The organism is Paraburkholderia lebeckiae, from assembly GCF_014201005.1.
Lineage (GTDB): Bacteria > Pseudomonadota > Gammaproteobacteria > Burkholderiales > Burkholderiaceae > Paraburkholderia > Paraburkholderia tuberum.
The window spans coordinates 72,803-86,455 of record NZ_JACHDK010000008.1; the positions used below are offsets into that span (position 1 = coordinate 72,803).

11 protein-coding genes are annotated in these 13,653 nt (G+C 66.5%); 9 read left to right on the forward strand and 2 right to left on the reverse strand.

Translation table 11 applies throughout. The features are described 5' to 3' along the window. The first annotated feature begins 31 nt into the window (after window positions 1–31). The 8 genes from HDG39_RS17030 (at window position 32) to HDG39_RS17065 (ending at window position 10,994) form a co-directional block, all read left to right on the forward strand. Window positions 32–616, forward strand: a complete 585-nt coding sequence (locus tag HDG39_RS17030) for an amino acid synthesis family protein (RefSeq protein WP_184007081.1) — start codon at window positions 32–34, stop codon at window positions 614–616. A 173-nt stretch (window positions 617–789) separates the two neighbouring features. Next, the gene (locus tag HDG39_RS17035; RefSeq protein WP_184007082.1) at window positions 790–2,742 is read left to right on the forward strand and encodes an ABC transporter permease; all 1,953 of its coding nucleotides are present in this window, start codon (window positions 790–792) and stop codon (window positions 2,740–2,742) included. Then, a complete protein-coding gene (locus HDG39_RS17040; RefSeq protein ID WP_184007083.1) occupies window positions 2,739–3,548 on the forward strand; it encodes an ABC transporter ATP-binding protein in 810 nt (269 codons plus the stop codon). The genes HDG39_RS17035 and HDG39_RS17040 overlap by 4 nt, the downstream gene beginning before the upstream one ends. Continuing rightward, window positions 3,545–4,258 (forward strand): ABC transporter ATP-binding protein, encoded by a 714-nt coding sequence (locus HDG39_RS17045; protein WP_184007084.1) that lies wholly within the window; start codon window positions 3,545–3,547, stop codon window positions 4,256–4,258. The genes HDG39_RS17040 and HDG39_RS17045 overlap by 4 nt, the downstream gene beginning before the upstream one ends. A 34-nt stretch (window positions 4,259–4,292) precedes the next feature. After that, entirely contained in the window at window positions 4,293–5,492 is a 1,200-nt protein-coding gene (locus tag HDG39_RS17050) for an amidohydrolase family protein (protein ID WP_184007085.1), read from the forward strand. A gap of 31 nt (window positions 5,493–5,523) precedes the next feature. Further along, on the forward strand, window positions 5,524–6,030 hold the full coding sequence (locus HDG39_RS17055) for a (2Fe-2S)-binding protein (RefSeq protein WP_090807233.1): 507 nt from the start codon (window positions 5,524–5,526) through the stop codon (window positions 6,028–6,030). Then, the gene (locus tag HDG39_RS17060) at window positions 6,027–9,674 is read left to right on the forward strand and encodes a molybdopterin cofactor-binding domain-containing protein (protein WP_184007086.1); all 3,648 of its coding nucleotides are present in this window, start codon (window positions 6,027–6,029) and stop codon (window positions 9,672–9,674) included. Before HDG39_RS17055 ends, HDG39_RS17060 begins: the two co-directional genes overlap by 4 nt. A gap of 111 nt (window positions 9,675–9,785) precedes the next feature. Then, window positions 9,786–10,994 carry an ABC transporter substrate-binding protein gene (locus HDG39_RS17065; protein WP_026226368.1) on the forward strand — a complete coding sequence of 403 codons (1,209 nt, stop codon included), beginning with the start codon at window positions 9,786–9,788 and terminating at the stop codon, window positions 10,992–10,994. Window positions 10,995–11,122: 128 nt separating this feature from the next. Here HDG39_RS17065 and HDG39_RS17070 read toward each other — a convergent pair whose 3' ends face one another. Beyond that, complete coding sequence (locus tag HDG39_RS17070) at window positions 11,123–11,374, reverse strand: hypothetical protein (protein ID WP_018423554.1); 252 nt, start codon at window positions 11,372–11,374, stop codon at window positions 11,123–11,125. A gap of 195 nt (window positions 11,375–11,569) precedes the next feature. Here HDG39_RS17070 and HDG39_RS17075 point away from each other — a divergent pair, with 195 nt between their 5' ends. Continuing rightward, window positions 11,570–12,094 (forward strand): DUF6496 domain-containing protein, encoded by a 525-nt coding sequence (locus tag HDG39_RS17075; RefSeq protein ID WP_184007087.1) that lies wholly within the window; start codon window positions 11,570–11,572, stop codon window positions 12,092–12,094. Window positions 12,095–12,194: 100 nt separating this feature from the next. Here the strand turns inward: HDG39_RS17075 and aptA are convergent, their stop codons facing one another. Further along, complete coding sequence (gene aptA, locus HDG39_RS17080; protein WP_184007088.1) at window positions 12,195–13,523, reverse strand: omega-aminotransferase AptA; 1,329 nt, start codon at window positions 13,521–13,523, stop codon at window positions 12,195–12,197. Window positions 13,524–13,653: the final 130 nt, after the last annotated feature.

Below are 13,653 nucleotides of genomic sequence, written 5' to 3' on the forward strand. Positions count from 1 at the left end.
ACAGGAAGGCAACGAAACTCGGAGAGCGCAAATGGCAATCAGGCTTCGCAAGCTGGTCGTGCAGGTCGACGAAACACGCATCGAAATGGGCCAGGCCGTCGAGCCGCCCGCGCGCCGCGCGGTCGCGATCGCGGTAATCGATAATCCGTATGCGGGCCGCTATGAGGCGAAGCTCGACGCGCTGATCGAAGCCGGCGAGGAACTCGGCGCGCTGCTCGGCAAGCGCTGCGTCGAGGCGTTGGGCATCGCGCCCGGGGCGGCGCAAAGCTACGGCAAGGCGGCGATCGTCGGCGAGGCGGGCGAGCTCGAACATGCGGCCGCGATCCTGCATCCGAAGCTCGGCGCGCCGCTGCGCGCGGCGGTCGAGAAGGGCGCGGCGCTGGTGCCGTCGGCGAAGAAGATCGGCACGCTCGGCACCGCGATCGACGTGCCGCTCGGCCACAAGGACGCCGCCTACGTGCGCAGCCATTTCGACGCGATCGAGGCGCGCGTGGCCGATGCGCCGCGCGCGAACGAAATCGTCGTGGCGGTCGCGGTGACCGCGTCGGGCCGGCCGCTGCCGCGCATCGGCGGCTTGCAGGCGAACGAGATCAAAGGCGAGGACGGCCTGCGCTGAGCGATCGTTTTTTTCAGCCGCCTGATTGCCGTCGCTTGTTTTGCGGGTTGTTTCGCTGGTAGTGTCCTGCCGTTGACGCGGGCGCGCATGGTGCCGCCCGCGCTGCAACGTCCGCCGATCGGGCCGCTGCGCATGTTGCGCACGCGCCGTTCGGCGAGCTGCCGAGGGTCTCGATGCTTTCGAATCTGCTGGTACAACTGGTCAATGGACTCGCCGACGCGTCGACGCTGTTTCTGGTCGCCGCCGGTTTGTCGTTGATCTTCGGCGTGACGCGCATCGTCAACTTTGCGCACGGCTCGTTCTATATGTTCGGCATTTACGTCGCGTATAGCATCGCGAGCCGCTTTGGCCACACGGCGGGCGGCTTCTGGCTGTCGGTGCTCGCCGCCGCGCTCGCGGTCGCGGTGTTGGGCGCGCTCGTCGAAATCGTCGTGTTGCGGCGGATCTATCAGGCGCCGGAGTTATTCCATCTGCTCGCCACCTTTGCGCTCGTGCTGATCTTTCGCGACGCCGCACTATGGCTTTGGGGCCCCGACGATCTGTTCGGCCCGCGCGCGCCGCATCTCGCGGGCGCGGTCGACTTTCTCGGCCATCCGCTGCCCACGTACGACATCGCGCTGATCGTGATCGGTCCGGTCGTATTGTTGCTGCTCTGGTATGCGTTGACGCGCACGCGTTGGGGCACGCTCGTGCGCGCCGCGACGCAGGATCGCGAGATGCTCGGCGCGCTCGGCATCAATCAGGCGTGGCTGTTTACCGGCGTGTTCTTCGTCGGCGCGTTTCTCGCGGGACTCGGCGGCGCGCTGCAAGGGCCGCGCATGTCGGCGAACCTGTCGCTCGACCTCGAGACGATCGGCAATGCGTTCGTGGTCGTCGTGGTCGGTGGCATGGGCTCGATTCCGGGCGCGTTTGTCGCGGCGTTGCTGATCGCCGAGATCAAGGCGCTGTGCATCGGTATCGGGCACGTGACGATCTTCGGCATCGGTTTATCGCTGAGCCGCTTCACGCTGGTGGCCGAATTCGTCGTGATGGCAGTCGTGCTGGTGGTGCGGCCCTGGGGTCTGCTCGGCCGCGCGAGCGCCGCGGTGCGCGCGATGGGTACGCCGGAAACGCCATTGCGTCCGGCAGGCAGGCGTCTGAAGGGGCTGGCCGCCTTCGTGTTGCTGGTGCTGGTTCTGGCGCCGCTCGCGGCCAACGCGTTTCCGTACATGCCGGTGCTGCTCGTTGAAATCCTGATCGCGGTGCTGTTCGCGACGAGTTTGCATTTCATCATGGGGCCGGGCGGTCTGCATTCGTTTGGCCATGCCGCGTACTTTGGACTTGGCGCTTACGGCGCGGCGCTGTTTCTCAAAGTGCTGAATCTGCCGATGGAAGCCGCGTTGCTGCTCGGGCCACTGCTCGCGGTGGTGGGCGCGCTCGTGTTCGGCTGGTTCTGCGTGCGCCTGTCCGGTGTCTATCTGGCGATGCTGACGCTCGCATTCGCGCAGATCGTCTGGTCGGTCGTGTTCCAGTGGGACGACGTGACCGGCGGCAGCAACGGCGTGCTAGGCCTCTGGCCGTCGAACTGGCTGTCGTCGCCGGTTGCGTTCTACTACCTGACGTTAGCGTGCGCGGTGCTCGGCGTGTGGCTGCTGCGCCGCATGCTGTTCTCGCCGCTCGGCTATGCGATGCGCGCGTCGCGAGATTCCGCGCTGCGCGCCGAGGCGATCGGGATCGACGTGAAGCGGGTGCAATGGGCGTCATTCGTGATCGCGGCGCTGTTCTGCGGACTCGCCGGATCGCTGTACGCGTTTTCGAAGGGCAACATCTCGCCCGAAGTGATCAGCGTGAGCCGCTCGGTCGATGGCCTCGTGATGGTGTTGCTCGGCGGCTTGCAGACGTTGAGCGGGCCGATCGTCGGCGCGGCCGTGTTCACGTGGCTGCAGGATACGGTTGCGCGACAGACCGACTACTGGCAGGCGCTGCTAGGCTTCGCGATCCTGCTGCTGGTGATCGCGTTTCCGCAGGGTATCGTCGGCTTCATTCGCGAGCGTTTCGGCGACGCGAACGGCGATCAGGCCGACAAGACCAACGGCGGCGCCGCGTCGCCGTCGCAACGGGCCGCCGCGGTCAAGGAGGGGCTATGAGCCTGCTGCGCGTAAGCGGTCTGTCGAGATCGTTCGGAGGACTGAAGGCGGTCGATAACGTTTCATTCGAGCTCGAAGCCGGTCAACTGCTGGCGCTGCTCGGTCCCAACGGCGCGGGCAAATCGACGTGTTTCAACATGGTCAACGGCCAGTTGCAGCCGTCGTCGGGTTCGATTCTGCTCGACGGTCACGAACTCGTCGGCATGCGGCCGCGCGATATCTGGCGGCGCGGCGTCGGCCGCACGTTCCAGATCGCCGCGACGTTCAACTCGATGACGGTGCTTGAAAACGTGCAGGTGGCGTTGGTGTCGCGCGAGAAAAAGACCTTCGGCCTCTGGAAGCCAGCGAGCTCGCACCATGCCGACGAAGCGTTCGCGCTGCTCGAACAGGTCGGCATGGGCGCGCACGCGAAGCGTGCATGCGGCGTGCTCGCGTATGGCGACGTGAAGCGCGTCGAGCTTGCGATCGCGCTCGCGAACCGACCAAAGCTGCTGTTGATGGACGAACCGACCGCCGGCATGGCGCCGAAGGAGCGCAACGAATTGATGGCGTTGACCAAGCGTCTGGTGACCGAACACGAGATCGGCGTGCTGTTCACCGAACACAGCATGGACGTCGTATTCGCGTACGCCGACCGGATGATCGTGCTCGCGCGCGGCAAGCTGATCGCCGAGGGCGACGCCGACACGATCCGCAACGACGCGCGCGTGCAGGAGGTCTATTTCGGCACCGGCAAGACGTTCCGGCCGCACGCGCCACTGCAAGACGCGTCAGGCAGCGCGCGGGATCGTGGAGCATTGCAATGAGCGAACCGATGCTGAAAGTCTCCGGCCTCAATGCGTTCTACGGTCGCGCCCACATCCTGTTCGACGTCGGCCTCGAAGTTGGCCGTGGCGAGGTGGTCGCGCTGATGGGCCGCAACGGCGCCGGCAAATCGACGACGATGAAAGCGGTGATGGGACTGCTGCCGCGCCGCCACGGTGAAGTGACGTTTCGCGGCCAGAGCATCAGCGCGCTCGCGCCGTACAAGATCGCGCGCATGGGCGTCGGTTTTGTGCCCGAGGACCGCCGCGTATTCGCGGACCTGACCGTGATGGAGAACCTCGACACGGGCCGCCAGCCGCCGCGCGAAGGCGCGCCGCAATGGACCCCCGACAAGCTGTTCCGCCTGTTTCCCAATCTCGGCGAAATGCCGAAGCGCCCCGGCGGCCAGATGAGCGGCGGCGAGCAGCAGATGCTGACCGTGTCGCGCACGCTAATGGGCAATCCGTATCTGGTGCTGCTCGACGAACCGTCCGAAGGCGTCGCGCCGGTGATCGTCGAGCAGATGGCGAACATGATTCTCGAACTGAAACGCGAAGGGCTATCCATTCTGTTATCCGAACAGAATCTGCACTTCGCCGAGTTGGTCAGCGACCGCGCGTATGTGCTCGAAAAAGGGCAGATCCGGTTCAGCGGCACGATCGGCGAACTCGCACTGAACGAAACAGTGAGGCGCGCTTACCTGAGCATGTGAATTCATCCGTTAGTCTCGGCGAAAGGAGAGGCAGATGGCGGCAGAGACGTTGACAGGCTTGTCGGGCAAGGTCGCGGTAACGAACATCGGGCTGCTGCTGTCGGGCGATATCGATCAGCCCATTCTCGACGCGGACACGCTGGTGATCGATGACGGCGTGATCGTCGCGGTCGGCCGCGAGAAGGACTGCGATCTCGAAGGCGCGCGCACCACGGTCGACTGCAAAGGAACGACGGTCGCGCCCGGCCTGATCGACTCGCACGTGCATCCGGTGTTCGGCGACTGGACGCCGCGCCAGAATCAGCTCGGCTGGATCGAGTCGAATCTGAACGGCGGTGTGACGACGATGATCTCGGCCGGCGAAGTGCATTTGCCTGGCCGTCCGAAAGACGTGCTCGGCGTGAAGGCGCTCGCGATCACCGCGCAGCGCTCGTTCGACGGCATGCGCGCGGCCGGCGTCGGTGGCGGCGTCAAGGTGCTGGCGGGCGCGCCCGTGATCGAGAAGGGCATGGTCGAGCAGGACTTCAAGGAGCTTTCCGAGGCCGGCGTAAAGCTGCTCGGCGAAGTGGGCCTCGGCAGCGTGAAGGGCGGCGAGGAAGCGCAACAGATGGTCGCGTGGGCGCGCAAGTACGGTATCCAGAGCACGATTCACACGGGCGGTCCGTCGATTCCGGGCTCCGGCCTGATCGATCGGGACGTGGTGCTCGCCGCCGATGCCGATGTGATCGGCCACGTCAATGGGGGCCATACGTCGCTGTCGTACCGGCACGTGTGCGATTTGTGCGAGCAGTCGAGCCGCGCGCTCGAAATCGTCCACAACGGCAACGAGCGGATCGCGTTGCTGACCGCGCGTCATGCGATCGAACTGAAGTGCCCACACCGGATCATTCTCGGCACCGATAGCCCGGCCGGCTCCGGCGTGCAACCGCTCGGCATTCTGCGCATGATCGCGCTGATCTCGAGCCTCGCCGACGTCCCCGCCGAAATCGCGTTCTGCTTCGCGACCGGCAATACCGCGCGGCAGCGCCACCTGCGCCAGGGGCTGATCGAGGTGGGCCGTCCCGCCGATCTCGTGTTCATGGACCGCGCGCAGCATACGGCCGCCGACACGCTGCTCGAAAGCGTGCAGCTCGGCGATATTCCGGGTGTGGGGATGGTGATGATCGATGGTCTGATCCGTTGCCGGCGCAGCCGCAATACGCCGCCCGCGACCGAAGTGCCGGTGGTGCTGTGAACGCGCGGCACGACAGGGTGCTCGCATCATGATGAACCGCGCCGCTCAGCTCGTGCTGAAGGTAAACGGCGCGACGCATGTGGTCAGCGCGGCGGCGCAGACACCGCTGCTCTACTTGTTGCGCAACGATCTCGCGCTGAACGGGCCGAAGTTCGGTTGCGGTCTCGGCGAATGCGGCGCCTGCACCGTGCTGCTCGACGGCATGCCGACGCGCGCCTGCGTGACGACCGCCGAAGTCGCGCTGGGCCGCGAGATCACGACGCTCGAAGGGCTCGGCACTCGCACCGCGTTGCATCCGGTGCAGCAGGCGTTCATCGACGAACAGGCCGCGCAATGCGGCTACTGCCTGAACGGCATGATCATGACCGCGAAGGCGCTGCTCGATCGCGATCCGCATCCGAGCGTCGCGACGATCCAGCGCGAGCTGTCGCGCAATCTGTGTCGCTGCGGCACGCATGTCGAGATCGTGCGCGCGGTGCAGCGCGCGGCGCAATTGCTCGACGCGCAAACGGACGTGGACGACGGAGCGCGCGTATGACCGGGCCGGACTTCAGCGTCGATCGTCGTGGCGCGACGCCGTCGCGCAAGCGGTTGTACGACGCGCACAGCGTGCTGCTCGTCGCGCGGCCGCCGCATGCACCGGTCAAGGCCGCGCGCGGCCAGCCGGGTTCGCGTTCTTCGTTCGTGCCGACCGAGGCGGATCTGTTTCTGGTCGTGCGAGACGATGGCAGCGTGGTCGCGTTCAACGGTCACGTGGATCTTGGCACCGGCATCGGCACCGCGCTCGCGCAGATCGTCGCGGAAGAACTCGATGTGCCGTTGACGCGTGTATCGATCGTGCTCGGCCATACCGGCGAAGCGCCGAACCAGGGACCGACGATCGCGAGCGCGACGATCCAGATTTCTGCGGTGCCGCTGCGTCAGGCGGCGGCGCAAGCGCGTCAGTATCTGGTCGCGCAAGCGGCTGCGCGCCTGAATGTAGACGCGAACGATCTCGACGTGCAGGACAGCCGGGTGTTTCCACGCGATGGCGACCCGGCGCAGGGCATTCACTACGGAGATCTGGTCAAAGGCCAGCGTGTCGAACTGCTGCTGTCGACCGATGCGCCGGTGAAACCGCCGCACGCGTATCGCGTCGTCGGCAAAAGCGTGCCGCGCGTCGACATTCCCGCGAAGGCGACCGGTGAGCTGAGCTTCGTGCACGACGTGCGAGTGGCCGGCATGCTGCATGGACGCGTGGTGCGGCCGCCTTATGCCGGCGTTGCGCAGGGTGAGTTCATCGGGCATAGCCTGCTGGAGGTGAACGAAGCGTCGATTCGCGACTTGCCTGGCATCGTCAAGGTGGTCGTGATTCGCGATTTCGTCGGTATCGTCGCCGTGCGTGAGGAGATTGCGCAACAGGCGGCGCAGCGGCTCGACGTGCGCTGGAAGACGGTCGATGACCTGCCGCCGCTCGACACGAGCGAGCAGGTCGAAGCGGCGCTGCGCGCGAATCCGGCGACGCGGCGCGACCTGGTGATCGAAGGCGACGTGGATGCGGCGCTCGCCAGGGACCCTGCTCGCACGCTGGAACGCACCTACGTTTGGCCGTTCCAGATGCACGCATCGATCGGCCCGTCGTGCGCGGTCGCGGACTATCGCAACGGAGACGGCGACGACACGCAGCTGAAAATCTGGTCCGGCACGCAGAACCCGCATTCGCTGCGCGCCGACCTCGCGCTATTGCTGACACTCGACGAAGCGCGCATCGACATCGTGCGGATGGATGCGGCGGGCTGCTACGGACGCAATTGCGCGGACGACGTCGCCGCCGACGCCGCGCTGCTGTCGCGCGCGGTCGGCGCGCCGGTGCGCGTGCAGCTATCGCGCGAGGACGAACACGCATGGGAGCCGAAGGGCGCCGCGCAGTTGATGGACGTACGCGGCGCGCTCACCGCCGAAGGCGAACTCGCCGCCTACGACTTCGCGACGCGCTATCCATCCAACGACGCCCCCACGCTCGCGCTGCTGCTGACCGGCACGATCCCCGCGCAGCCGCAGGTGTTCGAGATGGGCGACCGCACGGCCGTGCCGCCGTACGACTATCGCAGCATGCGCATCGTCTGCGACGACACGCCGCCGATCGTGCGCGCCGCGTGGCTGCGCGGTGTGTCCGCGTTGCCGAACACGTTCGCGCACGAGTCGTTCATCGACGAACTGGCCGAGCAGGCCGGCGTCGATCCGGTCGAATTCCGCCTCACGCATCTGACCGATCCGCGCGCGATCGACCTCGTCAAGGCGGTCGCGGCGAAAGCCGGGTGGGAACCGCGCGAACCCGCGTTCAGAACGCGCGGCGAGGACGACGAAGACGGCAATATCGCGCGCGGCCGCGGCATCGCGTACGCGCGCTACGTGCACAGCAAATTCCCGGGGTTCGGCGCCGCATGGTCCGCGTGGGTCGCCGACGTCGAAGTCAATCGCAACAGCGGCGAACTGGCGGTCACGCGCGTCGTGGTCGGTCAGGACACCGGCACGATGGTCAATCCCGATGGCGTGCGTCAGCAGATTCACGGCAACGTGATCCAGACGACGAGCCGCGCGCTGAAGGAGCAGGTCAGTTTCGGCGACAACGCGGTGACGAGCCAGGAGTGGGGCGCGTATCCGATCCTGACGTTCCGCGAAGTGCCGGTGATCGACGTCGTGATGATGCCGCGCCACGGCGAGCCACCGATGGGCGCCGGCGAGTCGGCGTCGTTGCCCGGCGCGGCCGCCATCGCCAATGCGCTGTACGACGCGACGGGGGTGCGTTTCCGTCGCCCGCCGTTCACGCCGGAAAAGATCCGCGCCGCGCTCGCCGACGCGCAGGCGGAGGATGCGGCGGCGGCGCGCAGGAAAAAGCGCTGGCCGCGCGGCTTTTTCGGTTTGTTGGCTGCGGGCGCGGTCGGCTGGCTTGGTGCGCTGTCGTTCGCATCGGTTTCCAGCGCGCCGCTTGCGCCGATCACGCCGCCGCTCGCGAGCGCGTTCGCGCCGGAACTGATCGCGCGCGGCAAGCTGCTCGCGTCGCTCGGCAATTGCGCGGTTTGCCATACCGCCCACAACGGCGTGCCGAACGCCGGCGGCAAGCCGCTCGCGACCCCGTTCGGCATCGTCTACAGCACCAACCTCACGCCCGACGGCCAAACGGGGATCGGCTACTGGTCGCTCGAAGCGTTCGTGCGCGCGATGCGGCACGGCATCAGCCGTGACGGTCATCGGCTGTATCCGGCGTTTCCGTACACGTCGTTCCAGAACATCTCCGATGACGATCTGCATGCGCTCTACGCGTATCTGATGTCGCAAACGCCGGTGCGCAGCCGGCCGCCCGAAACGAAGCTCGCGTTTCCTTTCAGCGTGCGTCCGCTAATGGCTGCATGGAACGGCCTGTTTCTCGGCCGCACTGCGTTTACCGCCAAGCCCGCGCAGAGCGCGCAATGGAATCGCGGCGCGTATCTGGTGAATGGCCTTGGCCATTGCAGCGCGTGCCACACGCCGCGCAACACGTTCGGCGCCGAGAAAACCGGCGCGGCGTTCATGGGCGGAGGCAGCGCCGAGGGCTGGGAAGCGCCCGCGCTGTCGGCGTTGTCGAATGCGCCGGTGCCGTGGAGCGAGGACGAACTGTTCCGCTATCTGCGCGACGGTCACGCGCCGTTGCACGGCGTCGCGGCCGGGCCGATGGCGCAGGTGGTCGGCGATCTCGCGGCGCTGCCCGACAGCGATATCCGCGCGATGGCCGTCTATCTCGCGTCGCTCAATCCGCTGGAGCCGAACGCCGATCCGGCCGCGACCGCGCGCGAATACGAACAGGCCAGCGCGATGACGGGCGCGCCGGTCACGGCGGGTGCGCGGCTTTTCGACGGCGCGTGCGCCGCGTGTCATCACACCGGCAGCGGACCTCAGTTGTTCGGCGCACATCCGTCGCTGGCGCTGAACACGAACCTGCACGGCGCGGCGCCGGACAACCTGATTCGCGTGATTCTCGACGGCATCGGCTCGCCTGCGCGGCCCGAACTCGGTACGATGCCGGCTTACCGCGACAGTTTCAACGACGCCCAGGTCGCCGAACTCGTGTCGTTCCTGCGCGCGCAGTTCGCGGGCGGCAAGCCGGCATGGCAGGACGTCGCCGCGAACGTGGCCAGAATCCGCGCGGAACCGCGCGAGCAATGAGGCGCCAGCCGTCGTCCGCAGGTGCGCAGGTCCGCGCGCTTGCACGTCTGCACGTCCGCACGTTCGCATGTCTGACTAAAACCACCATTCCTTCTGATAACGGAGAAACGCATGACCACGCGCGCAGGATGGATCTCTCGCCTCATGGTGTCGACCGTGTGCTCGTTTGCCGCGCTCGGCGCGAGCGCACAGCAGACCGTCAAGATCGGTGAGATCAATAGCTACAAGGCGCAACCCGCCTTTCTCGGGCCTTACAAGCAAGGCTGGAATCTCGCACTCGAGCAGGTGAACGCGGCGGGTGGCGTGCTCGGCAAGCAGCTCGAAGTTATTTCGCGCGACGACAACGGCAACCCCGGCGACACGATCCGCGTCGCCCAGGAACTGATCGCGCGTGAGCAGGTGCAGCTGCTGTTCGGCGGCTTCCTGTCGAACACCGGCCTCGCGCTCGCCGACTTCGCGAAGCAGAAGAAGATCTTCTTCCTCGCGGCCGAACCGCTGACCGACAAGATCGTCTGGGCCGATGGCAACAAATACACGTACCGTCTGCGCCCTTCGACCTACATGCAGGTCGCGATGCTGGTGCCCGAGGCCGCGAAGCTGAAGAAGAAACGCTGGGCGATCGTGTATCCGAACTACGAGTACGGGCAATCGGCGGTGGCGACGTTCAAGAAGCTGCTGACGGCCGCGCAGCCGGACGTGCAGTTCGTCGTCGAACAGGCGACGCCGCTCGGCAACGTCGACGCGGGCGCCGTGACCCAGGCGATCGCCGACGCGAAGCCCGACGCGATCTTCAACGTGCTGTTCGGCGCCGACCTCGGCAAGTTCGTGCGCGAGGGCAATACGCGCGGGCTCTTCAAGGACCGCGCGGTGGTGTCGCTGCTGACCGGCGAGCCCGACTACCTCGATCCGCTCGGCGCCGAAGCGCCGACCGGCTGGATCGTGACCGGCTACCCGTGGTATTCGATCGATACGGCCGCGAACAAGCAGTTCGTCGACGCGTATCAGGCGAAATATCACGACTATCCGCGGCTGGGCTCGGTGGTCGGCTATTCGGCGCTGATGTCGATCGCGGACGGAATCAAGAAGGCGGGTTCGACCGACCCGGACAAACTCGCCGCCGCGTTCAAGGGGCTCAACGTGCAGACGCCCTTCGGCCCGATCATGTACCGCGCGCAGGACAATCAGTCGACGATGGGCGCGTATGTCGGCGTGACCGGCGTGAAGGACGGCAAGGGTGTGATGACGTCGTACCGCTATGTGGATGGCGCGAGCGTGCAGCCATCGGACGCCGAGGTGAAGAAACTGCGCCCGGCGGATTGAGGACGTGGCGCGCGGCGGTCCGTCGTGACTGCCGCGCAATAGCCGCGCGAGTGTTGGTGAATGCACGTTCGCAGCGGCTTTTGCCACGAGCGGGCGGCTTTGAAAACGGCGGTTGCCGTCGGCGAAACCTACTCTTCCGCGTCGTGCTCCGTGACGAAGCGCTTCAGATAAGCGAGCACGGCCGCTTCCATCGCGCGATGATCGGCGGTGTTTTTCGAGCCCGCGTTTTCTTCATCGCCGAACAGTGTGGACGGCGCGTTGTGCACGTCCACTTCCTGCCCCTCGCGGAACACGCGAATTTCGTGGACGTCTTCGACGTACTCGGCGATCCAGTGCACGCCCTCGATATGTGTGCCGGCGCGAACCGTAACTATCTTCATGGCTGTCTCCATGCAAGGCGGTCGATTTGAGTTGGCGCTTCGGCGCTTACTCCCGTCCCATGTCCACCACCATACGCCGTCCCGCCGACGCACGCGAGTCCCGCCGCGCAACCGCCGCCGGACCATGGCGCGGATGGGCGCTCCGGCACGCTCGTTGCTCAATGATAGAGACTCACCCACAACCGGAGAACCGTCATGCCAGAGCAGAAAACCTTGAAGCGTGCCGCGGCCGATAAACGCGCCGGCAAATCAGCGAGTACTCAAGCGGGAGAGTTCGTCAAGGAACAGGTGGACAAGGTCCGCGCCGGCAAGCACGGCGTGCGCTCGCCGAAGCAGGCGATCGCGATCGGGCTGTCCGAGGCGCGGCGCGCGGGCGTCGACCTAAAGCCGCCGAAGAAGGGCGCCACGAGCGAGGCGACCCGCAAGAAAGCGCAGAAGGACAGCGCGGCGGGCAAGCACGAAGGCGCCGCGAAAAAGAGTGCGAGCAAGGAGTCGAGCGCGAAACGCTCGCGTGTGTCGGAGAGCGTGCTCAAGCGCGAGAGCAAGGCCGGGGCGTCGTCGGCGGCGATGTCGAAGCAGGCGAAGTCCGCGGCGGCCAAGCGGCCAGCCGCGAGCCGCTCGGCCGCAGCCAAAAAGGCCGCTGCGACGAAGGGCGCGGCTGGACGCTCCGCTGCCGCGAAAAAGGCCGCGCAAACGCGGGCGTCGCGCTCGCATCACTGAGCTTGCGGCTCGCAATACGGCAGCAATAGAAAAGAGCGGCGCACGCATGCGCGTGCCGCCGCTCTTTCGTCGTCGCCTGGTGGCGCGCTTGCGCGCCTTCTTACTGTACTGTCGCCAGCACCTCGCCAACGGTGCGGAAGAGCCGCGCGATCTGCTCTTCGTCGATGATCAGCGGCGGGGAGAACGCGAGGATGTCGCCGGTGAAACGGATCAGCACGCCTGCCTCGAAGCATTTGACGAACGCCTCGTAGGCGCGCGCGCCCGGCGCTCCGTCGCGCGATTCGAGCTCGATGCCCGCGACGAGGCCGAGGTTGCGCACGTCCTTCACGTGCTTCGCGCCGCGCAGTCCATGCGCGGCGGCTTCGAACGTCGGCGCGAGGCTGGCCGCGCGCTCGAACAACTGGTCGCGGCGGTACAGATCGAGCGTCGCGATCGCGGCCGCGGCAGCCGCCGGATGCGCCGAGTACGTGTAGCCGTGAAACAGCTCGATCGCGCCCGGCGCGCCGCTACCCACGACCGTGTCGTGGATCGTGCGGCTCGCCGCGACCGCGCCCATCGGAATCGACGCGTTGTTGATCGCCTTCGCCAGCGTGATCAGATCCGGCGTGACGCCGAAGTGTTCGCTCGCGGTCGCCTTGCCGAGGCGGCCAAAGCCGGTGATCACCTCGTCGAAGATGAGCAGGATGCCGTGCTTCGTGCAGATCTCGCGCAGGTTCTGCAGATAGCCTTGCGGCGGAACCAGCACGCCGGTCGAGCCGGCCACCGGTTCGACGATCACCGCGGCGATCGTCGAAGCGTCGTGCAGCGCGACGATGCGCTCCAATTCCTCGGCCAGATGCGCGCCCCATGCGGGCTGGCCCTTCGAGAACGCGTTGTGTTCGAGATCGTGCGTGTGCGGCAAATGATCGACCGCCGGCAACAGCGCCCCGGAAAACGTCTTGCGATTCGGCGCGATACCGCCGACCGAAATCCCGCCGAAACCGACGCCGTGATAGCCGCGCTCGCGGCCGATCAGACGCGTGCGCTGGCCTTCGCCGCGCGCGCGATGGTAGGCGAGCGCGATTTTCAGCGCGGTGTCGACCGATTCGGAGCCCGAGTTCGTGAAGAAGATGCGATCGAGCCCTTCCGGCATTAGCTCGGCAACCTTCTTCGCCGCTTCGAACGCAAGCGGGTGGCCCATCTGGAAGGTCGGCGCGAAGTCGAGCGTCGACAGCTGCTGCGTGATCGCGGCGACGATTTCATCGCGGCCATGGCCGGCGTTCACGCACCACAGCCCGGCGCAACCGTCGAGAATCTCGCGCCCGTCGGTGCTGCGGTAGTACATGCCCTTCGCCGATTCCAGCAGGCGCGGCGCGGCCTTGAACTGGCGATTGGCGGTGAAGGGCATCCAGAAGGACGACAGATCGTCGATGACGGGGCGCGAAGTCATGGCATCTCCTCGAAGTGGCGCGGTTGGGGCTTTAAGCGTAGCCAAACTGTAGCCCTCGCGGTTTAATGGCGGCATAAACAGTTGACCAAGTGTGGTGTCAACTGTGCTGGTGGATTCGCGCGAACTGTTC